At 61.1% G+C, this 20,982-nt stretch carries 23 protein-coding genes and 1 riboswitch; of the genes, 20 read left to right on the forward strand and 3 right to left on the reverse strand.

Annotated elements, in window-relative coordinates; all coding sequences use genetic code 11:
* Positions 1–211 precede the first annotated feature (211 nt).
* The 15 genes from NKJ00_RS16495 to NKJ00_RS16565 all read left to right on the forward strand — a co-directional run bounded on the left by NKJ00_RS16495 (position 212) and on the right by NKJ00_RS16565 (position 14,967).
* Positions 212–880 (forward strand): hypothetical protein, encoded by a 669-nt coding sequence (locus tag NKJ00_RS16495; RefSeq protein WP_352630442.1) that lies wholly within the window; start codon positions 212–214, stop codon positions 878–880.
* 4 nt (positions 881–884) lie between these two features.
* On the forward strand, positions 885–1,388 hold the full coding sequence (locus NKJ00_RS16500) for a hypothetical protein (RefSeq protein WP_031213873.1): 504 nt from the start codon (positions 885–887) through the stop codon (positions 1,386–1,388).
* The gene (locus NKJ00_RS16505; RefSeq protein ID WP_352612652.1) at positions 1,388–3,874 is read left to right on the forward strand and encodes an HNH endonuclease; all 2,487 of its coding nucleotides are present in this window, start codon (positions 1,388–1,390) and stop codon (positions 3,872–3,874) included. The genes NKJ00_RS16500 and NKJ00_RS16505 overlap by 1 nt, the downstream gene beginning before the upstream one ends.
* Complete coding sequence (locus NKJ00_RS16510; RefSeq protein WP_023814084.1) at positions 3,862–4,155, forward strand: hypothetical protein; 294 nt, start codon at positions 3,862–3,864, stop codon at positions 4,153–4,155. Before NKJ00_RS16505 ends, NKJ00_RS16510 begins: the two co-directional genes overlap by 13 nt.
* Before the next feature lie 8 nt (positions 4,156–4,163).
* Positions 4,164–4,478 carry a hypothetical protein gene (locus tag NKJ00_RS16515; RefSeq protein ID WP_352612650.1) on the forward strand — a complete coding sequence of 105 codons (315 nt, stop codon included), beginning with the start codon at positions 4,164–4,166 and terminating at the stop codon, positions 4,476–4,478.
* A gap of 431 nt (positions 4,479–4,909) precedes the next feature.
* Positions 4,910–7,258, forward strand: coding sequence for a glycoside hydrolase family protein (locus NKJ00_RS16520; protein ID WP_352612648.1), 2,349 nt, complete (start codon positions 4,910–4,912; stop codon positions 7,256–7,258).
* A gap of 94 nt (positions 7,259–7,352) precedes the next feature.
* On the forward strand, positions 7,353–10,064 hold the full coding sequence (locus NKJ00_RS16525; RefSeq protein WP_352612646.1) for a right-handed parallel beta-helix repeat-containing protein: 2,712 nt from the start codon (positions 7,353–7,355) through the stop codon (positions 10,062–10,064).
* A gap of 67 nt (positions 10,065–10,131) precedes the next feature.
* Complete coding sequence (locus tag NKJ00_RS16530) at positions 10,132–11,427, forward strand: hypothetical protein (RefSeq protein WP_023814080.1); 1,296 nt, start codon at positions 10,132–10,134, stop codon at positions 11,425–11,427.
* Between the two features lie 35 nt (positions 11,428–11,462).
* Positions 11,463–12,254, forward strand: coding sequence for a class I SAM-dependent methyltransferase (locus NKJ00_RS16535; RefSeq protein WP_023814079.1), 792 nt, complete (start codon positions 11,463–11,465; stop codon positions 12,252–12,254).
* A gap of 473 nt (positions 12,255–12,727) precedes the next feature.
* Complete coding sequence (locus NKJ00_RS16540; protein WP_352612645.1) at positions 12,728–13,438, forward strand: glycoside hydrolase family 108 protein; 711 nt, start codon at positions 12,728–12,730, stop codon at positions 13,436–13,438.
* On the forward strand, positions 13,435–13,653 hold the full coding sequence (locus tag NKJ00_RS16545) for a hypothetical protein (protein ID WP_352612643.1): 219 nt from the start codon (positions 13,435–13,437) through the stop codon (positions 13,651–13,653). Before NKJ00_RS16540 ends, NKJ00_RS16545 begins: the two co-directional genes overlap by 4 nt.
* Position 13,654: 1 nt before the next feature.
* Entirely contained in the window at positions 13,655–13,888 is a 234-nt protein-coding gene (locus tag NKJ00_RS16550; RefSeq protein ID WP_352612641.1) for a hypothetical protein, read from the forward strand.
* A complete protein-coding gene (locus NKJ00_RS16555; protein WP_032909564.1) occupies positions 13,873–14,058 on the forward strand; it encodes a hypothetical protein in 186 nt (61 codons plus the stop codon). The genes NKJ00_RS16550 and NKJ00_RS16555 overlap by 16 nt, the downstream gene beginning before the upstream one ends.
* Positions 14,058–14,381 carry a hypothetical protein gene (locus NKJ00_RS16560; RefSeq protein WP_352612639.1) on the forward strand — a complete coding sequence of 108 codons (324 nt, stop codon included), beginning with the start codon at positions 14,058–14,060 and terminating at the stop codon, positions 14,379–14,381. Before NKJ00_RS16555 ends, NKJ00_RS16560 begins: the two co-directional genes overlap by 1 nt.
* Before the next feature lie 271 nt (positions 14,382–14,652).
* The gene (locus NKJ00_RS16565) at positions 14,653–14,967 is read left to right on the forward strand and encodes a hypothetical protein (protein WP_127297818.1); all 315 of its coding nucleotides are present in this window, start codon (positions 14,653–14,655) and stop codon (positions 14,965–14,967) included.
* A gap of 86 nt (positions 14,968–15,053) precedes the next feature.
* Here the strand turns inward: NKJ00_RS16565 and NKJ00_RS16570 are convergent, their stop codons facing one another.
* Together NKJ00_RS16570 and NKJ00_RS16575 are read right to left on the reverse strand one after the other, a co-directional pair.
* The gene (locus NKJ00_RS16570) at positions 15,054–15,761 is read right to left on the reverse strand and encodes a hypothetical protein (protein WP_023814072.1); all 708 of its coding nucleotides are present in this window, start codon (positions 15,759–15,761) and stop codon (positions 15,054–15,056) included.
* Positions 15,762–15,800: 39 nt separating this feature from the next.
* The gene (locus NKJ00_RS16575; RefSeq protein WP_164762750.1) at positions 15,801–15,971 is read right to left on the reverse strand and encodes a hypothetical protein; all 171 of its coding nucleotides are present in this window, start codon (positions 15,969–15,971) and stop codon (positions 15,801–15,803) included.
* 88 nt (positions 15,972–16,059) lie between these two features.
* Here NKJ00_RS16575 and NKJ00_RS16580 point away from each other — a divergent pair, with 88 nt between their 5' ends.
* From NKJ00_RS16580 to NKJ00_RS16595, 4 genes are all read left to right on the forward strand, one after another.
* Entirely contained in the window at positions 16,060–17,604 is a 1,545-nt protein-coding gene (locus NKJ00_RS16580; protein ID WP_352441207.1) for a glycosyltransferase family 39 protein, read from the forward strand.
* 132 nt (positions 17,605–17,736) lie between these two features.
* Positions 17,737–18,255, forward strand: coding sequence for a peptide-methionine (S)-S-oxide reductase MsrA (gene msrA / locus NKJ00_RS16585; RefSeq protein WP_023814070.1), 519 nt, complete (start codon positions 17,737–17,739; stop codon positions 18,253–18,255).
* A gap of 25 nt (positions 18,256–18,280) precedes the next feature.
* On the forward strand, positions 18,281–18,514 hold the full coding sequence (locus tag NKJ00_RS16590) for a hypothetical protein (protein WP_155930624.1): 234 nt from the start codon (positions 18,281–18,283) through the stop codon (positions 18,512–18,514).
* A 130-nt stretch (positions 18,515–18,644) separates the two neighbouring features.
* Positions 18,645–19,676, forward strand: a complete 1,032-nt coding sequence (locus tag NKJ00_RS16595; protein WP_023814069.1) for a formyltransferase family protein — start codon at positions 18,645–18,647, stop codon at positions 19,674–19,676.
* Between the two features lie 44 nt (positions 19,677–19,720).
* Here NKJ00_RS16595 and NKJ00_RS16600 read toward each other — a convergent pair whose 3' ends face one another.
* The gene (locus NKJ00_RS16600) at positions 19,721–20,041 is read right to left on the reverse strand and encodes a RodZ family helix-turn-helix domain-containing protein (RefSeq protein ID WP_023814068.1); all 321 of its coding nucleotides are present in this window, start codon (positions 20,039–20,041) and stop codon (positions 19,721–19,723) included.
* Positions 20,042–20,236: 195 nt separating this feature from the next.
* A riboswitch (TPP riboswitch) is annotated at positions 20,237–20,350 on the forward strand.
* On the opposite strand from NKJ00_RS16600, the gene NKJ00_RS16605 reads away from it, so the two are divergent.
* Positions 20,341–20,949 carry a YkoF family thiamine/hydroxymethylpyrimidine-binding protein gene (locus NKJ00_RS16605; RefSeq protein ID WP_352441205.1) on the forward strand — a complete coding sequence of 203 codons (609 nt, stop codon included), beginning with the start codon at positions 20,341–20,343 and terminating at the stop codon, positions 20,947–20,949. (Overlaps the previous riboswitch by 10 nt.)
* Positions 20,950–20,982 lie beyond the last annotated feature (33 nt).

Consider the following 20,982-nt stretch of genomic DNA (forward strand, 5'->3'; position numbering starts at 1 on the left):
TTGAGGGGGAGATGTCGCCGGAGGCGACAGAGGGGGTCGGTTCGACCGGACGCCAACCTCCTCCACGTTGAAAGAGGATGCCGACGCTCCACGCGAAGCGCCAATCTCATCTGCCGCGGTAGGTCGCACCCGGTCGTGCCGACCCCCCTCTGGCCTGCCGGCCATCTCCCCCTCGAGTGGGGAGATAACAATTCACCAAAGGATCCCCGAAATGACATCTCCCCATGCCGAAATCCTCGGGATGGCGCGGACGGCTGCCGAATTCGCCGCCGTCATCGCCTTGCTCGACACCGACCTCAACGACGCGCTTCACTGCAGAACCGAACTGGCGCAAGCCGAGGACCGCGCGGTCTTCGGCGATGGCGACCTGGCCGCCGCGCGTGCCGCGCTGGACGACTGCAACGACCAGATCGGGCTGCTGGGAAAGACCATCGACGCCGCCGGCAAGCGCCGTGCGGAGGCCGCGCAAGGCGAAGCGCGGGCCGACATCGCCGCGCTTGGCGACGAGATCAAGGCCAAAGCTGCAACGCTTGGCGAGCGCTGGGGCAGCGCCCGCCGGCTGGTCGAGCTGCTGCGCCAGGAATTGTTCGAGGCCGATGCGCTCGCCCGCACCATTGCCACCGCCAACGGCCTGTTCGATGCCGCCGGCGTCGCCGAGCTGAAGATCAATCTGACCACGACCCGCCGCGCCGCCATGGCCGGCCCGCGGGCCGCTGCACCCGCCCGTCTCAGCCGGCCGGCGTTGCAGGCCGACAGGCTGCTTGTGTCGTTCCTCACCCCCGGCGGTGCGCTCGACCCGCGCCCGGCGCTCGGCGCGCCGGTGGACGGCGTCAAAAGCAAATTCATTCCCGCAAACACCTCCTTTGGCGAACGAGGCTGAACGCATGTGCACACTTGCCCTTATCGGCACCGCCCTTTCTGTTGGCGGCGCGCTGGTCGAAGGCCAGCAGTCGAAGCAGATGGCCGACTATCAGGCCAAGGCCTACGGGCAGCAAGCGCAGGCCGAGGCGCAGAGTTCCGCCTTCGAGCAGAGCCAGGAGCGCCATAAGCAGGATCTCCTGCTGGGCCAGGCGCGTGCGCAGGCCGGCGCCTCGGGCGTCGGCATATCAGGCTCGCCGGCCGAGGTGCTGGCCGCCAATGCCAGGCAGGGCCAGCTTGATCTCGACGCGATCCAGTACGGCTCGAAACTGCGCCAGAACAGTCTCAATACGCAAGCCGCGCTCTCGCGCTTCTCCGGCAAGCAGGCGGTCACGGCCTCGATCTTCAAGGCCGGCAGCAATCTCGTATCGGGTCTCTCCGGCCTCTACGACCCGACCAAGGCCGTGACCTTCGGCAAGGGCGCCTTCCCACCGCCGCCGGGCGGCTCGTCCACCGGAGGCCTCTACTGATGGCCACCATTCCGCTCCACATAGCGCAGCGCCGGCTCGATGCCGGCAATGCGGTGCCGTACCCCGGGGGATCGCCGATTGGCGGCGCCATGCAGGGTCTTGGCGACCAGTTCTCGGCTATCGCCGAGCGCTACCAGCAGATGAGGGACCAGCAAGAGGCGTTCGACGCCGAGCTGGCGCGCCGCCGGTTCAACGGCCGGATCGCGCAGGCGGAAGACGAGGTGGCCGCGAACGCGCCGGCCGACGGCAGCGGCCTGCATGAAACCATGTACGGCCAGGTCGACCCGCGCACCGGCGAGGTGGTCAAAACAGGCCTGTTCGACACGCTGTTCGATGATGCCTTGCCCAACATGCCCGAGAGTCAGCGCGCTGGTTTCGCCAGGCAGAAGGAGACGATGCGCGCGATTGGCGCGCGGCGCATGGCGCAGCGGCAGCTCCAGCAGCGCGACGACTATGAGTTGGCCGAGTGGACCAAGATCGACAACATGTCCACGGGTTCCATCGCACAGGGCGACCCGAACGACGCCGAGACATTCGAGGCGATCCGGCAGAGCGGCTTCGACCTGATCGCCAAGATCGGCAACTCGATCATTCGGCAAACAGCCGAGGCCACCTGGCGCACCAACACGGCCAAGGCGCTGGTCCAGGCAATGATTGCCCAGGATCCGAAGCGGGCGGCTGAGATGCTGGGTGCGGGGCGGGCTGGCAGCCGGATCAAAGATGATACGGCCGAGGCGGTTGGTGGCCCGCAGGCAAATACCACAAGTTCTGTGGCGCCAAGGGACGATCGCCTTGGCGAGCCGACGCCATATGAGCGAGCGGTGCAGGTTGTCCGGGACGACATCCCGCCTGAAGACAGGCCAGCGTTGGCCCAGAAAGCGCGGACCGCTGAGATCGCACGGCAGGTCGAAACACGAACCAGCATCGGCCTCGCCGAACAGAATGCGCCAAGCTCCATCAGGGAAACTGGAACCTATTCCGGCCCCGTGCAGACTCCGGAGCAGTTCATCGCTCTCTACGGCGCCACCGAAGGCGTCAGGCGCTTCCAAGCCTTCAGCCAAGCAATGGATGTCAGTCGGCAATTCTACAGCATGCGTGGCATGTCGAATGAGGCCGTTTTGGCCAGAGTCAAAGAGTCCTCGCCCAAGGCCGATAGTGCTACGCCGGAAGAGGACAGCGCGCGTCATGAAGTAATAGCCACGGCCGCCGACCTCACGCTCAAAGAGAGGCAGGGCGATCCGGGTGGCTATGTACGTAAGACGTTCGCGAATCTCGATGCGGCTTGGAACAATCTTTCGACGCCGGAAGACTATCAGGCAGCCATCATCGGCTCGATCGCCGCTCAGCAGCAACTGGGCTTCGAGAAGATTCAACCGCTGCCCAATTCCGTGGCGGGAGGCGTCGTCGACGGACTCAAAAACGGAACAAACCCGCAAGATCCCGCCCTAAACAACCTCTTTGCTGCACTGCCTACCGAAGCTGCCCAAAAGGCAATGCTAGACCACCTAATTCGGACAAGTGCAGCGCAGACAGAGAGAAGCCTAGCTGATCGAACACGTCGCGATTGGATAGTCGACCCCGAAATGCTGCTCGATCTGCGCCAAGCAGCCGAGTTGGGTCTGCGGGACTCGCATGTAGAAGTCACGAATTACATTCCTACGCCCCAAGATAAGCTTGGCTACCTTATCGCCGGCGATAGTAAGCCAAGCAGCGTGCGGCGTAATCTGGCGCGGATGCTGGTTGGCTCCGAGGGAGCCGGCGAGCAGGGCATCTCGCTGCTCGGCATTGCGCCCATGGTCGCGGCCGATAAGGCTGTTGCGTCCGCGATGTCTGGCAACGTCGGCGACACCATTCTCAATGTCTTAGGAACGCTCCCCACCGAGAAATTGGTATCCGTCGGCCTGCAACAAGCCGGCAAGATTGCGGGGCCTTTGGTTAAGGAACTCTCGCAGGTCTTGAGGCGGTCCGACGACCTAGCGGAGGGGGCCGAGGCGCTTGTTCGCAGAAGCAGCGGCAAGCTCGCTGACTCGACGGAGGACGCTCTTTCTGAAGGAGCGGATCTTTACAAAGGCGTAGACGACTTACCTATACCCGGGTCCGAACCGCTGACAGAAGAAGCAGGCGACGGCGCTAGTCGAGGGCCGACCGGTCAATTCTATAGTGTGGTGTTCGAGACAGAGATAGATTCTGCATTATATCCGAACGTTTCGCGCCCACGCCATTTCCAGGCGGCCAACGAAGCCCTGCTGGTGCTAATGGAAAGAGAGCCGGATTTCGCGAAAGCTCTGCAAGATGCGGGAATTAACCTCCAGCGGACAAAGAGGGGGCTCGTTCCCCGAAGAGCGCCCCCCGGCTACACTTGGCACCACGACACAAAAGCCGGTGTGATGCAACTTGTCCCTAGATCGCAGCATGATCCTGGGACTATCTTTCAGAAAGCATTGCACCCGAATCGTCGAGGAGGATTTTCTTTATGGGGAAAATAATCAAGTTGTTGGATATTGTTGGACGGTTGTCGGACTTTGACGAGGATGACACGATTTATGTGGCGGAGCCTTGGACTGAAGATTCCAATGCAATGGTTGCGACCGCACCCGACGATAGCACGGTGCCTCCGAAGGCGGCAGCCAAAGCGGGGCTTACATATTTCATCGAGATATTCATTGCGATTGAATTTACCGAGGCCTGGGTAGCTTCACTGAAGGAAAAGCCCAGCCTGTCGGCTATCTGCCAAAGACTCATCGAATACGCCACCAATGATGCGTGAGGGGAAACATGGCGACTAACCCACGTTACGATGGACAGCCGCTGCTTAGGCTGCTGGAGCTTTATGTGCTCTGGGCCATTGGAGAACTTTCTCAAGAGTCGGAGGATGGCTTGAAAAAGATGGCCCCCAAACTGCAATCTATCTATGGCGGCGACGGACAATGGCATGATGCAATTGCCCAAGCCATGCACATGCCCGAGGGAATGCCGGCAGCAATCCGGGATATGTGGGCAAAGAATCTCAAAATCGCCCGCGACAACAATGTAACGCTTAACCCTCAGCAATTTGCCGAGATGTTCGTGGACAATAACTTCGCAGGTTGAACGCTGTTTTCTGATTGGAATTGCGGTGCGGCTGGCGTTCTACGGCGCCCCCTCGTCCTGCCCGACATCTCCCCGGAGGGGGATTACGGTGACGATGCACTTTTATGAATTCTATCGATACGGATCGGAGTGAAATCTAGACAAAGAAAATAGTGCAAGAGCACGACTCGCCAAATGTAGGCAGCCCCGAAGCAAGAGCCTGGGCGCGAAATTATCTAAAAGATCGATAGTGCGTGCGAAAAGCGCGGCAACTGGGTTGCTGACCGAGGCGAAAAGGCTGATGCCGACCTTGTACTGCAGTTACGGTGACAGCGCACTTTTATCGGTCCCACCCATGTGACGGGGGTTAACCTCCCGACGCGCCCACGCCCCAAAATCAGACCCTTTTCACAGCCTCGCTTGCGCGGGGCTTTTTTCATGGAGCAAGCCTTATGGCCCGACCTGCAACCGCCGCCGTTCGCCTGTTGACCGGCGAGCGCGAACCCGTGCGCCTGGCAACGACGGCGAACCTGGAGACGATCGTCATCGACGGCGTCGCCTGGATCCAGGGCCTCAAAATGATTGACGGCGTCCAGACCGCGACCGGCGACCGGGTGCTGGTCAAGGGCCAGGCAGACGCCAGGCTGAACGGCATCTATACGGCGTCGGAAGGCTACTGGTACCGCGCCGCCGATGCGCGCACAGGGCGCACCATGCAGAAGGGGACGACGGTGCATGTCCAGGAGGGCATGGCTTCGGCCGCTTTCGTCTATGCCTTCCAGACAGTGAGCCCCGTGATCGGTGCCGACGACATTGTGCTGTCGTTTTACCAGTCCGACGACACCGTCGGCGATATCCAGGCAGCCGCGCAAGGCATCATCGACCAGGCCCAGGCCGCGGCGGACGTGGCGACGGGCGCCATGACGACGGTGCTCGATCCGCAATTCGCAACCAAGGCGACGGCAGAGGCATACTCACCGGCGATCGCGCCGGATTATATCAGGACTGCCGGCTATTCGCAGGTCGGCGACGGCCAAGCCCTCTACAGGAAGAATGGCACCATTTCGGCTGGCGGGGGCGGCCTGGCGATCACGCTGCAAGATGGGGCGAAAGCCGGCTTCGACATCATCAACGCACCGAGGGCAAAGGAGATCAACATTCGCGCTGCGGGCGCCGACACGGCAGCCGGCAACAACAGGACCGCGATCGTCAACGCCATTGCTGCCGCCGAGCAGGGCAGGGTGATCATCCCGGCTGGCACATTTTCGCTGGCCGGCAATATCGACATTCCGCAGGGGCTGATGGTCGAGTTTGACGACAAGGCGCTTTTACAGCGCACCGAGGAGGCCACGCACCTATTCAACCTGAAGGGCGACAACCGCATCATCGCTCCAAAGGTCAACGGCGCCTGGAATCATGTCGCGGCTCCGAACGGCTTTGGCGTTTTCAACATCAGCGGCATTTCAGGCGTCACGATCGAGCATGGCACGCTCACCGGTACGCAAGGCGATCACTACCGCATTGCCGATTCCAACTGGGTCTACATTGACGACGCCAGAGGCGACACGGCGCGCAACATCGTCACCATCAACGACGATGTTTCCGGCACAAGTCACGTGTTTGTCCGCCGCGCTCGCGTGAGTGCCTATTTGAACGGTTTCGATGCAGAGAGCGACGACGACTGGCCGGTGAGCGATATCGAGGTGGATATCGACTGGACGCAGCTTGGCGGCGTTCAGCTTGGCGCGGCCGTCGCCTTCACCCGCAGCGCTGTGCCCGTCGGATCGGTGTTGAAGTACAAACGCCTTCGCATCAGTGCCAAATCCAGGGATGGCCTTTATGGTCTGGTGCTGCGAGGGGCCAAGGATATCGAGGTGCGCAGCCTGGTGACGGAAGGCGTGCAGCAAGGCATTCGCGCCGGCACCGGCCATCATATCGAAGATCTTCGCCTGCTGTCCTTCGACATCCAGGCGACACATCAGGGCATCTATATCGAAACCCCGGCTGGGCAACAGATCTCGCGCGGCGTCAGGATTGGCGCCGGCCGCATCTTTGGGTTCACCCAGGCCAATGCCTATGGCGTCTTCAGCGCGGCGGATGAGACCATTGTGTCGGCTGACACGCTTGTCGACATGGGCGGCGCAGCCGCTTCCATCGGCGTTCGATTGAACGGCGACATGTCGCAAACCCATGCAGGCATCGCGGATGCGCGATCGTCCTATGTCGCCCTGTCGACACTATCGAGCGAACGGCAGAGGGCGACGGGTGGCCTTTTCAAGGCGACGACCGGCAGTGTCGTCAACGACGTGAAAGTCAGCGGATCCTCGCCGAACATCGAGGTGCGGGGCAACATCTACTCCGGCACGGCGACGGGCAAGCCAACCGATGACGGATCGCACATAGCGCTGATTGAAGGAAACCGGGGCGGCGATCTTTTCAAGGGCTATAAATCGACGCCGGACGCAACGCCCGTTCTTATGGTCTTCGAAGCCGGAAACAGCTTTGTTCCGATCAGGCCAGGGCAAGGCGCAAAGTTCACCGTCGATGTCGCTGCCCGCCGCACGGATGGTTCATCGTCGACCAGCGCCGGCTATGTGTTCGCCGGGGTGATCCGCAACACGGGCGGAACCCTGGCGATCGAAGGTGCGATCACCAAAACGGTGATCGGCGAATATGCAACCGACGCCGCATCGCTCGACGCGTCGGTCACCGCTGGGGCTTCCGGAATTGAGGTGACCGTTACCGGCGTCGCGGCAAAGACCTATGGCTGGAACGCCGTTGTGCGGCTTCAGGAGGTTTGATTCTGCTGAGAAGTTCGACGCCGCTGCGCCATCACAATCGCCACTGATGTCATCAGCCGGCTGATCGGCAGGCCCGAGGGATGGGCTCGCTGCATTGCAAGACCAAAATCTTTTTTCAGCCTCGCTTTTGCGGGCTTTTTTCATGGAGCAAGCCAGCATGGCCCGATCTTCAGCCGCCGCCGTTCGCGTTCTGACCGGCGAGCGCGAACCCGTTCGTCTGGCAACGACCGCCAGCATTGCGTTTTTCGGCCTTCAGACCATCGACGGGGTGGCGACGGAGGTGGGCGACCGCGTGCTGGTCAAGGACCAGGCCGACCAGACGCAAAACGGTATCTATACGGTAAGCGAAGGCCGATGGTTCCGCGCCGCCGATGCCCGCACCGGGCGCACCATGCAGAAGGGAACGACGGTGCATGTCCAGCAGGGCAACGCCTCGGCCGATTTCGTCTTTGCCTTCCAGACGCTGAACCCTGTGATCGGTGCCGACGACATTGTGCTGTCGTTCTACCAGTCCGACGACACCGTCGGCGATATCCAGGCAGCCGCCCAAGGCATCATCGACCGGGCCCAGGCCGCGGCGGACGTGGCGACGGGCGCCATGACGACGGTGCTCGATCCGCAATTCGCAACCAAGGCGACGGCGGAGGCCTATTCCCCGCCGATAGCACCCACATACATCCGCACCGCCTTCTACGACAGCTCTCAGGTGGCAGGCAGCGGCGCTGTGTACCGCAAGAATGGAACGAATGCCGGGGATTTGGTGATCACGCTGAGCGATGGCATGATGAAGACGGGCTATACTCTCGCCTCAACCCCGGTGACGGCATCAATGCTCGGGGCGCGTGGTGGCGGTGCGAATGCCACGGCTGCAATAGGTGCACTGCTCGCGGGCAGCTATCCGCATGTGCTGATTGACGGCTCCTACCAGACAGACGGCAACCACACGATCTCGACAGCGAAGAAGCGCGTCGAATGCCTGGGCGGCTCTGCCCTGATCCTGCGCACGCCAGTCGGTACCGTTACCGCCCACCATCCCGTCATCGATATCGCCGCCGATGACGTCCTGATAGACGGGGACCTCACGATCGATGGTGGATCACATGCCGGCTACCAGGCTTCTATCGGTATTCGCGTCGGCCTTTCCACTGGTGCACGCCGGAAGCGGCCGACAATTCGCGGCGTGAAAGTCCGCAATCTTGGCCTTGCCGGCGTGATGGCGCTCTGTGTCGACAGCCCGACGATTGAGGACATTGACGGCTATAACATCGTCACGCCAACCGGCGGCGAGTTTGGCGATACGGTTTACGTGGCCGGCGTCCGCAAGCCGATCGTGCGCAACATCCGGTCGGCGAAGTGCAAACGCGACGGCGTCGTGTTGACCTATACGGGGAATCTAAACACCACCGACGTGTTGGTCGACGGGGTTTTCGCGGATGCACATCTCGACAGCCCCTCCGCCGGTGTCTGGGTGGAGATGACCGGTGCGCGAGATCCACGAGGGATCATAACCAACGTGGTGGCGAATGACTGTCTGGTTGGCGTAGCTGCGACTGACGCCAACAGCGAGATCGTCATTTCGAATGTCAAGGCAATCGGCAACCGGCTCTCCGGTAGTTCTGCCGGTAACGTCTTCGGCGTTCAGATTCAGTCGGGCCGGCTCGATAACTGGTACATCGATCGCTACAACACAGCCCTGCAATTGGAGCCAAACGGCGAATATCAGTTCGCCCTCAGCTCGCAAGTTGGATCGTTTGCGACTGGCGAAACGGTCAGCGGCGGCACCTCTGGCTCGACCGGAACCCTGCGGTTCCAACATTTTGAAATCGTCATCACCGGTTCAACCGTCGACTATGAACTCGGTGAGACGGTGACTGGCGGTTCATCCGGCGCGACGGGCATCTTGGTCGACTTCTTTGCCAGCGTGCTGAGGGTCTTGCCGATAAGCGGGACGTTTCAGGCCGCTGAAACAATCACTGGGGGCACCTCTGCGGTTGCCAAAACGGCAAACAGCGCGACCCGGCGCATCTATGTGCGCGGTTCGGCCGGCATCTTTCCGGCTGGCGAGACGATCACGGGCGGAACGTCAGGTGCCACAGCCGTAATCGCCGCGCCCTACCAGACGCCTCTTGCGATCGGCCCGGGCACGTTGATGAACTGCTCGACCGACGCCATTGTCGTTGCGAACGTCGTGACACCGGCGAGCCTTAGCCTTTCTGGCATCAGGGGAAACACCCAGTCGCATGGCATCCGGTTCAACCTTTCCGTGGGCCAGCGGCTGCGCAAAGCCAGTCTCAGGGACATCGCCCTGAAGAACTCGACCTCCATTGGCATTGCCTTTCGGGTAACCACCGGCGGCGCGATAGACGAAATGCTGGTCGATGGTTTCGACATGTCGGAATGGGTTGGCGATGGCACCGGCAGTTCCATCACGGCCGGCATCGTGACCAGGTTTATTGGCGGCAACAATCCCGGCCTGCAGGGGACGTCGAGTGTGCCGATCAATCTGACCGTCAACACAACGCTGTCCGGACTTCATAACCGGGCACTCTGCCACAACAACGGCGCCGGCGCGACGTGGACACATACGCTGCCGCCTGCCGTGCCTGGCCTTCGGATCGGTTTTGCCGGAGTGCACGCAACCCATGTCATGAACATCGAGCCCAACGGGACGGACACGATCAAGGGCGGCGGTGCAGGGAAATATCTCATTCTCGATCCCGGCGAGCGTGTAACCCTGGAGGCATACGCAACGGGCTCATGGGTGGTCAGCGCGACAGTCGGCTGGGCGGGCGATTTCGAGTTGTAGACTTTGTCGTTGTGAATGACCGAATCGCCTAGGTTGCTTTTTTGATCCAAATGGACGAACGAAAGATATGGTCCTCGCTCTGTGGTCAATGGTGGCCGTGACCACCGTTATACTTGTAGCCCGCCACAATCGGGTTTCTGTTGTAGCGATTGGCTATGTCGGCCTTCTTGCTTATTCGGTGCCCGCGCTGATTGGCTTCACGCGGCCTGTGAGCGCGAAAGGATTGGTGCCATATCTCGAGCCGGCATCGTCGGAAGCAATTCTGGTGATGGTCGCTGCTTGGCTAGGGTTCGGGCTGGCGCTGCTGCTGATGCCTTCGTCTGTGGACGGGGGGCGTCCCCCTTGTTACCAGCTGCACCCGATGCGGGTCACCTGGTTCATTCGGTGCACGCTGATCATTTCTTTAGCCTGCTATGCATGGATGGCAAACAGGGCTGGACTTGAGTGGTACGCGATGGAGCGTGCCGACATCTATGACGCTGTTGGTGGGCTCATTTCCATCGTGTGGCGTTGGGTCAGCGGCATCGGCCTTCTGGCATCGATCTATTTCGATAGGTTGTGGGGTCGCGGCGCTCGTATTAATCAAGCCATCTTTGCGTTAATGGTCGCACTTAATGCGATCGCGGGCGATCGGACTGTCCCGGTGATCTTGGCAATGGCGTTTGCCATCGTGTTATTGTGGGAGTGGCCGATAACGAAGGCGGCCCTGCATTGGAAGGCATGGGCGATCGGGCTGGCGACGCTTGCGATCATCTTCTTTATGAAGCCCTTCTATCTGGCCTACAAACGCGACCTGCCGTTTGGCAGGATGCTGACAGGCGGTTCTGATCCGATGGCTATGGTGGCCTCCTGGGAAGCCTTCGGCACTCATGAAAACATCGAAGGGCTGATTAGGAGTAGCACGACCTATCCATGGTGGAACACGGTTCGCGATACCTTGGCGCAACTGCTAATTCAGCCGTCGGCCTTCGGCTTCGACAGCACTGGGTTCAACACGGTGCTCCAGACCCAGATATTTTCGCAGGCGTTGTACGGCTTGGCTGGTACATTCTGGGGGCAGGCGTGGGCGATTGGTGGTATTCCCGTTGTGATCGTATTTGGGTTGATCTATGGCGGAGCGTTGGTGGCGTTGCACCATGCTTCGCTCAAAAGTAAGGGTATGTGGTTCTTCTTCTGGATCATCCTCGGCAGCGTGATTGGGGTCTATGCGCACCGGAATGCCTTGGAGAACGTTCTTGCGCAGGCACGGCAGCCATTCGTCGGTTTCGTGACGATTCAGGTCTTGGTGTGGGTACTGCTCTTCGGGCGCTTCCATACCAGCGTTCCGGCTGTTCCGATTGTGGGTCGAGACTACGGCAAATGAACTGATGTTGAGCAGCGCCTTGGGGAGGCAAATGAATGGTGGAGCAGGTATATCTCGATCGGCAGCATGATCGTCTTGTATTCATCGACCGACCAGCCGACGAAGGATTCTGGGACGATCGTTGGGCGCAATCCCTAACAGCAGCGGACATTCGGAAAAAGAGCGTCTTTGTCCAGCATGTTACCCGAAAGTATTTAAGCCCGTCTGATCGAGTGATTGATGCAGGCTGCGGTGTGGCCAACACAGTCTTTGGGCTCCATCACGCAGGGTTCGAGGCATACGGATTAGACTTTGCCCCCGTAACCATCGCTAGGATCAAAAAGCACGCCCCCGAACTTAATATCGTTCTCGGTGACGTGCGAGAAATGCCATTCGAGGATGCCTTTTTCGAAGGGGTGTGGTCCTTGGGGGTGATCGAACACTTCAAGGATGGTTACGCATCGATCATCGAGGAGGCACGCCGAGTGCTGAAACCCGGCGGACTCCTTTTCCTAACTGTCCCCAGCGTGTCGCCATTGAGGCGTCTAAAGATGCGGCTCGGTCGATACGAAGATGTGAGTGCCGCGGACATGGCCCGATTTTACCAATTTGCCTTCACCCCGAACGACACAATTAGAACGATCAGCGGGATGGGGTTCCGGCTTTTGGAAAGTCGGTCCAGGGGCGGATATCTGGGGTTGATGCGGGAAAGCAACTTGTTAAAGCGCCTGCTTGAACCATTGTATGAGAGCCGGTCGCGACCGATGGTGACCTTACGACGTGCGATCGACCTAGTGATCAGCCCAGTATCCTTTCACACAAAGCTGTTCGTCTTCAAAAAGCACTAGCTGAACTCGCTGAATTTTCGAACTCCGACCTCAGTTACTTGTATCCAGCGAGTTGTCGCGGGATCGTCTTCGTACGGCATGAACGTGGTTCGGCGCTTCGACTGAAGTCCTATTGATCTTTATCCTGACGGAGCTTCTCATCGATGTCTCTCAGGCTTTTGTTGTACGCGCGCGTCTCTCGCCGCACCCCTATCGTGGCAATAACTACCCACGCGATAGAAAAGGCGCCGATGAGTATTCCTAAAACTAAATGTTTTATGTCAGGCATATGTGCTTTTATACGTCCTAGGTGTCAATCACTTACCGAGCGCACGAGTCTCTTGCCGACACTCAGAATTTTAAAGTCTGTATCTGCCAACTTGGCGAATGATATCCAGAATCATAATCGCCCGCGCCAAACCTAACCTCCACCCGGCGAACATACCAAAAATCAAAAACTGAACAACTGCCCGGAAGGGCGGAAAGGAACCACCATGGACCGCAACTTCGCGCGGGCGCTTGCGCTTGTTCTCAAATCGGAAGGCGGGTGGTCGGACAATCCGGCTGACCCCGGCGGCGCCACCATGAAGGGCGTGACGCTTGCCAGCTTCCGCCGCTATGTGAAGGCCGACGCGAGGAAGGCGGATCTGCGTGCGATCAGCGACGCGCAGGTCGCCACCGTTTATCGCCGCTTCTACTGGGACGCTGTGCTCGGCGCCGAATTGCCCGATGGCGTCGACCATGCGGTGTTCGATTTCGCCGTCAACAGCGGGCCTGGCCGGGCGGCCAAATATTTGCAGGCGGCCGTCGGCGTTGCGCAGGACGGGCGGATCGGACCGGTCACCGTCGCGGCGGCCAAGGCAAAGCCGGCCGGCGTCACCATCGATGCGCTTTGCGATGCGCGGCTGGCGTTCCTCAAGCGGTTGCCGACATGGGCAACATTCGGGCGCGGCTGGTCCGATCGTGTCAGGTCGGTGCGGGTTCAGGCCCTGCTGATGTCGGCGCAGGGCCCCGCGGCACCGGTGGCCGCGCCGGCGTCGCCCAGGGTCGAGACATCGGCTGATGTGATGCCGGCGACCCAGCCCGTGCAGCCGGCATCCGGCGGCAAGACGGCTGCCGCGGCCGGCATCCTCGTTCTCATGGCCGGAGCGCTCGCGGCCTTCCGGCATCGGGTCGCCGATTTTTTCGGGGGCCTGTTTCAATGACATGGTTCAACACCAATGCGCTGCACAATCTCCTCAACACGCTGGTCGCCATCATCTGCGGCGGCGCGCTCGCCGGCTTCGACTGGACGCTGCTCGGGGTGAGCGACCGCACCGCGCTTCAGATCAGCGGCGCCATTGCCCTTGCCAAGATCATCATCAACGCGGTGCGTGACGGGCCGCGCGGCATGGTCGCGCCGCCGGCCAAGGAGACATGAGATGGGAACACTCGCCCTCGCGCTGCTTGGCCAGGCCTGGCCGTATCTTCTGGCAATGGGCGCCGCGCTTGCCGGTGTCTGGACCGCCTATGCCAAGGGCAAGGCCAGCCAGAAGGCCAAGCAGGATGCCGCCGACGCAGCGGCGCGCACCGAAGCCCAGAAGATCGACGATGCCGTCGCCGGCCGGGCGCCGGACGACAACAGGGGGAGGCTGGCCAGATGGTCAAAATCATAGCGCTCTCGCTCCTGCTGGCCGGCTGCACCAAATCAGGCGGGTCGTTCTGCGCGGCCGGGCATCCCCTCCGGCCGACAAGGGCAGAGGCGGCGACCCTTTCCGATGCGTCGGTGGCGGCGATCCTGGCTCACAACGAAAAGGGCCAGAAACTTTGCGGCTGGAGGCCATGATGAACGATCTTTTCGACCTGCTCGGCATCAAGGGACCGGTCGTGGCGGCGGGTCTCGCCGGCGGCGTTCTGCGCGCGCTGTCGCGGCATCGCTACAAGCTGCGCGAAATGGTGGCCTCGCCGATCTGCGGCGCACTTGCGGCGGCCTACCTGACGCTGCCGGCGGTTTCCTACGCCAGGATCGCCGGCCTGCCGATGCCCGATCCCGCCGACGACACCACCACGCTGGCGGCTGCCTTCCTGATCGGCGTCTGCGCCATGTGGATTTCGGACGTGCTGTTCGAGTTTGTGGTGCGGAGATTCAAGCCGGGGTTGGAGGAGTAGCTATTGGCACCGCGTCGTCTGTTGGCTACTGCCTCGGAATTACCGAGGCAGGCAACCTGGCGCGGCGCTGCTCTCATTTCCAGAAACGACCGCTGCCCGCTTCGGCTCACGCCGGGGCGGCTTTTTTGTATTTCCGATCGGCCATTGCTGAGCGGCATTCGATCTGAAACTAGATAAAGACTTGAGCGGATGAAGTGTTCATATATTGTTAAACAAGAGGTAGACCACAGAAGACGGAAGCCATCTCCATCATCAAACGGGAGTAGCTTTCATGAACAAGTTCACTGTTATTTTAGCCGCTGTTGCAGTTGCATCGTCCGTTGGAGCCGCCGAGGCAGGTTGTGGGTGCGGAGGTTCGGGCGGCTGGGGAGGCAATTCGGGCAGCCTGATCAATGTTTCGCCATCCATCGACCTTGGCAAGATCACCGCGCTGAACGACGTGCTCAGCGGCAACAACATCCTGAGCGGCAATGTCGTCTCAGGCATTCTGAACGGCAACAAGACCAACATCGTCGGTGGCGTTCTGAGCGGGCTCGGCGTCAACCTGCTGGGCGGCAACAGCTACAGGCTGGGCAAGCGCCACTAGTTCGGCGCTGCATTCCAATCATCGAAGGCAACCCAAAATAGCCCGTTCCGGTTCGCCGGGCGGGCTATTTTCGCGTGTCGGGCCGATCAAGCGAGGATGTTGACCGCGCGTGCCGCGACCAGCGCGATGGTCAGCAGCGAGATCATGGCCTCGGCCATCATCAGCAGCTTGGCGCGCTGGGAGAGTGGCAAGGTATCGGTGGGCGAAAATGCGGTCGCATTGGTGAAGGCGAGGAAGAAATAATCGACGAAGCCGGGCAGCCAGTCTCGAAGCTCACGGTCGTTCAACGTCATCTGCGCGAACAGGAAATCGGCCTGTGCGAGCTTGACGAGGCCGCAGGTCGGCGGACCGCCGCGGTCGGTGCTCCAGAACCACAAGGCAAACACGATGACGTTGGTAACCCAGATGTTGAGTGCGTCGATCAGCAGCGTCGTACCGCTGTTGCCGGCATGGCCCTCCAGCAAGGCACGCACCAGCAGGACCAGCGAACCGCAATTCATGATGCTGATGATGGCGGTCATGGTCAGGGCTGTTCTGCGGATCATGACCCGAAACTGGCCGATCGCATGCCACTCGTGGTCCTCGACCGCCTTTCGGGTAGCGGCCTGTGTCCAGGCGGTGGCCACCGACAAGGGCAGCAGCAGGGCCGCCTCCAGCGCGGGCGCCACCCAGCGCGGCCCGAATGAGAGATTGTTGATGACCAGAAGCTGCAGGCAGATGATGACGAGAACGGCCGCACGGGCCATCCAGAAATCGAGCGCACGGTAATGAATGACGGCATGGTGGTGGCGCATTTTTCAAATCCTGGATGCTTTTTTGGGGACGGGAGCCGGTCAGGCGTAGGCGACACCTGCCGCGATCACGCCCAAGGCGCCATGCCCGGCATGTTCAGGGTGCTGCGGGATGGCGTGTTCCATTGTTGTCTTGCTGGCATGTGATGACGGGAGAGGCGGCATGGTGGCGCGAAACTCTGCCTCAATCTTGGTTTTGCCATGGTCGGCCAAGTATACATTTTCGTAAGCTTCAAGTCTGGGCTGTTCGTAAAACCGTCCGGTGTGATTTATCCACCGCATGACGCGAATCGACGAACCCATGAACGGTTGGCTGCCGGTCGGCAGTTCTGTTCCAGGCGACTGGCGGCAGTCGTCGATCTGGCCGGGTCTGATGCGCTATCCAGAAGCCGGCCTGGCGCTTTTATGCCTGACGCAGATCCTGTGCTGGACCGTGGTTCCGGCGCTTGTCGATGCCGCCCCGCCCGGCGATGTCGTCGAGAGCTTCATGTGGGGCCGCGAATGGGTGCTTTTGACCTACAAGCATCCGCAGCTCCCCGGCTGGCTGCTCGAGATCAGCCATCTTCTGACCGGATCGTTCCGCTGGCCGCAATATCTGCTCGCCCAGCTTGTCGTCTCGGCGACCTTCGTCTTCGTCTACCTGCTGGCCCGCGACATGCTCGGGAGAACCCGCGCGCTGGCCGCCGTGCTTTTGATGCCGTCATTGTATTTCTTCGGCTGGCCGACACCGCAGTTCAATCATGATTACGCGCAGATGCCCTTCTGGGCCGCAATCTGCTGGCTGCTGTGGCGTGCGGGCCGTGGCGGTGGGCCGGGCTGGTGGCTGCCGCTCGGACTGGTGTCGGGCGTCGGGCTCTATGCCAAGTTTTCCACCGGGTTGCTGTTGCTCTTCGGGGCGATCTGGCTGTTGTCGGACACACGGGCACGCAACCGGCTCGCCACGCCCTGGCCCTGGCTTGGGCTCGCGGTTTTCCTCGCCGTCGCCGCGCCGCTGGCCGTCCAGCTCTACCGCATCGATTTCCTGCCGCTGACCTATGTCGCCGGCCGCGATGAATGGGTGTTGGTCCACCGCGCCCGCCTTTACTATATCGGTGTCCAAATGGCGGGGCTCTGCGGCTTATTGCTGGTGCTGTCGATATCGGGGCTGTTGCGGCGTTCGCCCGCGCCGGAACAGCCCATCGAGAGCGGCGCGCTGGCCTATCTCGTGTGGATGGGGCTTGGTCCGGCGGTGCTTGTCATGGTGGCTTCGCTGTTCACCGGCGCCGGCGAGGCGTGGGGCGCGCCGATGTACAATCTGGTCGGCGTTGTGGCGCTCGCCTTGCTGGGTCATCGGCTCGGCGCCGTCGAACTGCGACGGCTGGCGATCTGCGCGTTCGCCTGCATCCTCGGCATGTCCGGTGCCTATGCGGGCATCCGCTGGACGAGTTGCAATTTGCGCGGGCGCATGGATGCCGTCTGCTGGCCAGCGCGGCAGATTTCGGACGAAGCCGAGGCGGTCTGGCACGCGGCGGTGCCCGGTCGGCTCGACATCGTCGGCGGCGATACCCGCATCGCGTTGCTGGCGGGCCTCAACGCCTATGACAAGCCGTCGATCTTCACCGACCTCGACATGCGGCTCGCCCCCTGGATCACCAGCCAGCGGCTGCGCGATCACGGCATGCTCCTGGTCTGGCCCGGGAGCGGCGTGCCACCTCGGCTGCTGGCGTGGCTGGGCAACATCCCCGTCAAGACCGTTCTTTTCGACTGGTCGCTCAGGGCACCACCGGTGGCGATCAGCTTTGCCGCCATTCCGCCTGGCATGAAGCTACCGGGTTTGATCGACAGGCTCGCCCAAACGAGCAACTGAAGTAGATCCACCGCGTCCGCTGGACGAAGCAGGTGACAATGCCCATTTATGGCGAGACCACTTGCTTTTACGCAATTCCAGACGGAAAACCGCTACACACTTTTCCTGGAATTGCTTTTGAGGAGACGTGACATGGCGACTTCGACCGAACGTGCAGTCCTTGCCGGCGGCTGTTTCTGGGGCATGCAGGATTTGATACGGCGCTATCCCGGCGTCATCTCCACCCGTGTCGGCTACAGCGGCGGCGACGTGCTCAACGCCACCTACCGCAACCACGGCACCCACGCAGAAGCCATCGAGATCAATTTCGATCCGGCCATCATAAGCTTTCGCACGCTGCTGGAACGCTTTTTCCAGATCCACGATCCGACGACCCGCAACCGCCAGGGCAACGATGTCGGGACGAGTTATCGCTCGGCGATCTATTACACCAGCGACGAACAGAAGCGCGTCGCCGAGGACACCATCGCCGATGTCGATGCCTCGGGCCTGTGGCCGGGCAAGGTCGTCACCGAAGTCGCACCCGTTGGTCCATTCTGGGAAGCCGAGCCCGAGCATCAGGACTATCTGGAGAAATATCCCGACGGATACACCTGCCACTTCGTCAGGCCAGGCTGGAAGCTGCCGGTTCGCGAGACGGCGGTTTCGTAGATTTGCAACTGCGATTTGCCCTGCATTGCTGCTCGACGGTGTCGTCGAGCAGATCATCGCATCCAAACCCCTTTCGGTCAGCGCGGCTTGTCGCGTCGGTGAAGCCATCGAGCTTTCACCAATGTGCGAAAGCGCCCTTCGAACACCTTCGTCAACGGCGAATGCGGATGCGGTAGGCAAACACGGTCAGGCGGTTGACAGCCTGCCGTATCGCGGTCCAACTGCGCAGGAAGAGTTGATTTCGGGAGACGGGCCGTGAAAAAAGTTTACGAAAAGCCAGTGTTTGTAAAACGCGAGCGTCTTTCGGTTGTCACTGCCTTGGCATCGCCTTCCACTCAGCCGACCTGACAAGCTCGCCCTGACCTGTCGGCCCGTTTGAGCCGCCGAAGATGAGGCCGATCGAATCGACCGATCACTCGGAGCCGATCACAGCCGTTTTTGTCCTCGATATCTCTAACTATACGGGGCCTCTGCTCGCCGGCTGGCTAGAGGCTGGAAATGCAATTGGCGCGATCATCGTGCCCGGGTTCCGGCGTCGTCCCACCGGTTTCAGCATTGGCAATTTCCGGCGAAGGCTTCAACGCAAGCTGCTGCTCAGGCGGTTTATCGGTAACACGCCTGTCAAGTTGATCGAATTTGGCCGCCCTTACGATTGGAATGCGCTTGGTCGGCAATTGTCTGACGTCCGCGCCGATGTGCTGGTCTGCTACACTTTGCCTGTCTTGATCCCTCAAGAGGTTCTTGGCCATTTTTCCAAAGGCGGGGTCAACCTCCACCCGGCGCTGCTCCCCGACTATCGAGGGCCCCACCCGATCCAGCGCTTGGCCGTGGACGGCCGGCATGCGGCTCATGGCGGCGTCACGCTCCACAAGATGTCCGCCGGTTTTGACGAGGGTGACATTCTCGGGCAGGTGCCGTTTTCCGAAGCTGACTGGACATCGAGAGAAGCCCTGGTCGACAGCACGGCAACCGCTATGCGGATTCTGGTGAGCGAGGCGGTGCCGACCTACTGCCGGGGGCTGTTGTCAGGAATGCCGCAACCGAAAGGCGATTTCGTCTGGGCGCGGCTTCAGCCCAGCCACCTGATAATCTCGCCGGCCATGTCGGTCGAGCATGTTGTACGGCTATGGCATGTGCTTGGCCTTCTGCCAGGCATCTATCTTGAAATCGGAACGCGCAAAGTCAGGCTGGGATTCCAGATCAGAAGGCTGGGGCCCTGCACAGGAAAGGCCCCGGTCAGGCGGTGGGGAACAGTGGAATTTGATCTCGCCAACGGTCGGGTCCTGTATTTTACCTACGGTAGAGTGCTCAAACGGCTGCTCAATTCGAAACACCTATTTTCGCGCCCGCCCGCCGGGAGACCCGCTCCAGAAATCCGGCTGTTCGGCAAAGCGAGTGCTGCGGACCAGAAAAACGGATGAAGTCGCTGGGCGATGCCCAGCGGCTTCATCCGTTTGCGACGTGGTTACTTGCCACAATGATTATCGTTTACCGTTGGCGCCGTCGCGTTACCATCGGCGTCCGGCTGCGCGCCTTGCGGGTTGGTCGGGCAATTCTGATCCGCGTTCGAATTCATGTCCCCTACCGTGCCAGTCGTGCTGTTGGTCGTGCCCGGGTCGACAGTGTCCGGCTCGATCGTATTCGGGGAAGCCGGCGTGTTCGGCTCAACCGTCACCGACTTGCCGCTGCCGCTTCCATTTGCGTTGTTGCTGCCGGCGCTTTGCGCCATGGCTGACGTGGCCAGACCAATGGTGAGAACCGAAGCTGCGAGGATTTTCATGAACATGGTTTGTCTCCATTTCTGTGAAGTCGTCGCTTATTTTCTACGAAAGTGATCGCGTTGCGACTGTGGGGACAACCGGTCGCGGCGGCGAAGGTTCCCGACAAAATTCCGCTCAGGCGCACCGTGACTGGCGCAATGCTTTTGGCGCAGTGCTCTGAAAAAACGGCTTTCCCTTGAACTCGAATGATGCTTTAAGGCGCACATCCACAGGGGTGCTCCGTACGGTCGGGGCTGAGACGGGGGCGGCAAGCCCACAGACCCTAGAAGCTGATCTGGGTAATACCAGCGGAGCGAGGCGGGCGATGTTTTCAGGCGCACAGATTTCCCTATACCCCATGACCGACGATTTCGTCGGTGTCATTCTTGGCGCGCTCGGTGCGCTCGATCCCTGGCGCGACAAGCTCAGGATCGAGACCGACGACATCTCGACCTTGCTGGTCGGGTCGCCCGAAGTGCTGTTTCCCGCCATGCGCGACCTCTTCGTGGCGGCGGCACGTAGCGGCAAACATTGCGTGTTGTCGGCCACCATCTCGCGCGGGTGCCCTGGCGAGCCGGATGATCCGATCTGCCGCTCCGATGCACTTGGCGGGCCTGTCGGGCCACTCGGCCCGCGCAAGGATGCGGCCATCGCGGCGGTGCGCAATGCTGCTGCCACCGGCCAGCCGGCGGCGGCGCAGTTCTCGCTCTATGTGATGGGCACCGACGACCACATGGACGAGATCTACGGCTGCATCGATTTTCTCAAGCAGTCCGGCGTCTATGAGCGTTCCAAGCATTTCTGCACGAAACTGCGCGGTGATGCCGGTGCGATCTTTTCGGCGCTGGACGAGGCCTTCTGCCGCTTCGGACCAGGCGCCGGCCACGTAACCCTCGACGTCACGGTCTCGGCCAACAGCCCGTCGGCTGTCTGAAGCTGCCGCCGCCTCCGCGCGGCCGTCAAAGGT

It is taken from the genome of Mesorhizobium sp. M0227 (genome assembly GCF_040321855.1).
GTDB lineage: Bacteria > Pseudomonadota > Alphaproteobacteria > Rhizobiales > Rhizobiaceae > Mesorhizobium.

Bases quoted from the DNA above. Each gene is read 5' to 3' on its own strand.
- NKJ00_RS16495 (WP_352630442.1), top strand. From the start codon at position 212: ATGACATCTCCCCATGCCGAAATCCTCGGGATGGCGCGGACGGCTGCC.
- NKJ00_RS16500 (WP_031213873.1), top strand. From the start codon at position 885: ATGTGCACACTTGCCCTTATCGGCACCGCCCTTTCTGTTGGCGGCGCG.
- NKJ00_RS16505 (WP_352612652.1), top strand. From the start codon at position 1,388: ATGGCCACCATTCCGCTCCACATAGCGCAGCGCCGGCTCGATGCCGGC.
- NKJ00_RS16510 (WP_023814084.1), top strand. From the start codon at position 3,862: ATGGGGAAAATAATCAAGTTGTTGGATATTGTTGGACGGTTGTCGGAC.
- NKJ00_RS16515 (WP_352612650.1), top strand. From the start codon at position 4,164: ATGGCGACTAACCCACGTTACGATGGACAGCCGCTGCTTAGGCTGCTG.
- NKJ00_RS16520 (WP_352612648.1), top strand. From the start codon at position 4,910: ATGGCCCGACCTGCAACCGCCGCCGTTCGCCTGTTGACCGGCGAGCGC.
- NKJ00_RS16530 (WP_023814080.1), top strand. From the start codon at position 10,132: ATGGTCCTCGCTCTGTGGTCAATGGTGGCCGTGACCACCGTTATACTT.
- NKJ00_RS16535 (WP_023814079.1), top strand. From the start codon at position 11,463: ATGGTGGAGCAGGTATATCTCGATCGGCAGCATGATCGTCTTGTATTC.
- NKJ00_RS16540 (WP_352612645.1), top strand. From the start codon at position 12,728: ATGGACCGCAACTTCGCGCGGGCGCTTGCGCTTGTTCTCAAATCGGAA.
- NKJ00_RS16545 (WP_352612643.1), top strand. From the start codon at position 13,435: ATGACATGGTTCAACACCAATGCGCTGCACAATCTCCTCAACACGCTG.
- NKJ00_RS16550 (WP_352612641.1), top strand. From the start codon at position 13,655: ATGGGAACACTCGCCCTCGCGCTGCTTGGCCAGGCCTGGCCGTATCTT.
- NKJ00_RS16555 (WP_032909564.1), top strand. From the start codon at position 13,873: ATGGTCAAAATCATAGCGCTCTCGCTCCTGCTGGCCGGCTGCACCAAA.
- NKJ00_RS16560 (WP_352612639.1), top strand. From the start codon at position 14,058: ATGAACGATCTTTTCGACCTGCTCGGCATCAAGGGACCGGTCGTGGCG.
- NKJ00_RS16565 (WP_127297818.1), top strand. From the start codon at position 14,653: ATGAACAAGTTCACTGTTATTTTAGCCGCTGTTGCAGTTGCATCGTCC.
- NKJ00_RS16570 (WP_023814072.1), bottom strand. From the start codon at position 15,761: ATGCGCCACCACCATGCCGTCATTCATTACCGTGCGCTCGATTTCTGG.
- NKJ00_RS16580 (WP_352441207.1), top strand. From the start codon at position 16,060: ATGAACGGTTGGCTGCCGGTCGGCAGTTCTGTTCCAGGCGACTGGCGG.
- msrA (WP_023814070.1), top strand. From the start codon at position 17,737: ATGGCGACTTCGACCGAACGTGCAGTCCTTGCCGGCGGCTGTTTCTGG.
- NKJ00_RS16595 (WP_023814069.1), top strand. From the start codon at position 18,645: ATGAGGCCGATCGAATCGACCGATCACTCGGAGCCGATCACAGCCGTT.
- NKJ00_RS16600 (WP_023814068.1), bottom strand. From the start codon at position 20,041: ATGTTCATGAAAATCCTCGCAGCTTCGGTTCTCACCATTGGTCTGGCC.
- NKJ00_RS16605 (WP_352441205.1), top strand. From the start codon at position 20,341: ATGTTTTCAGGCGCACAGATTTCCCTATACCCCATGACCGACGATTTC.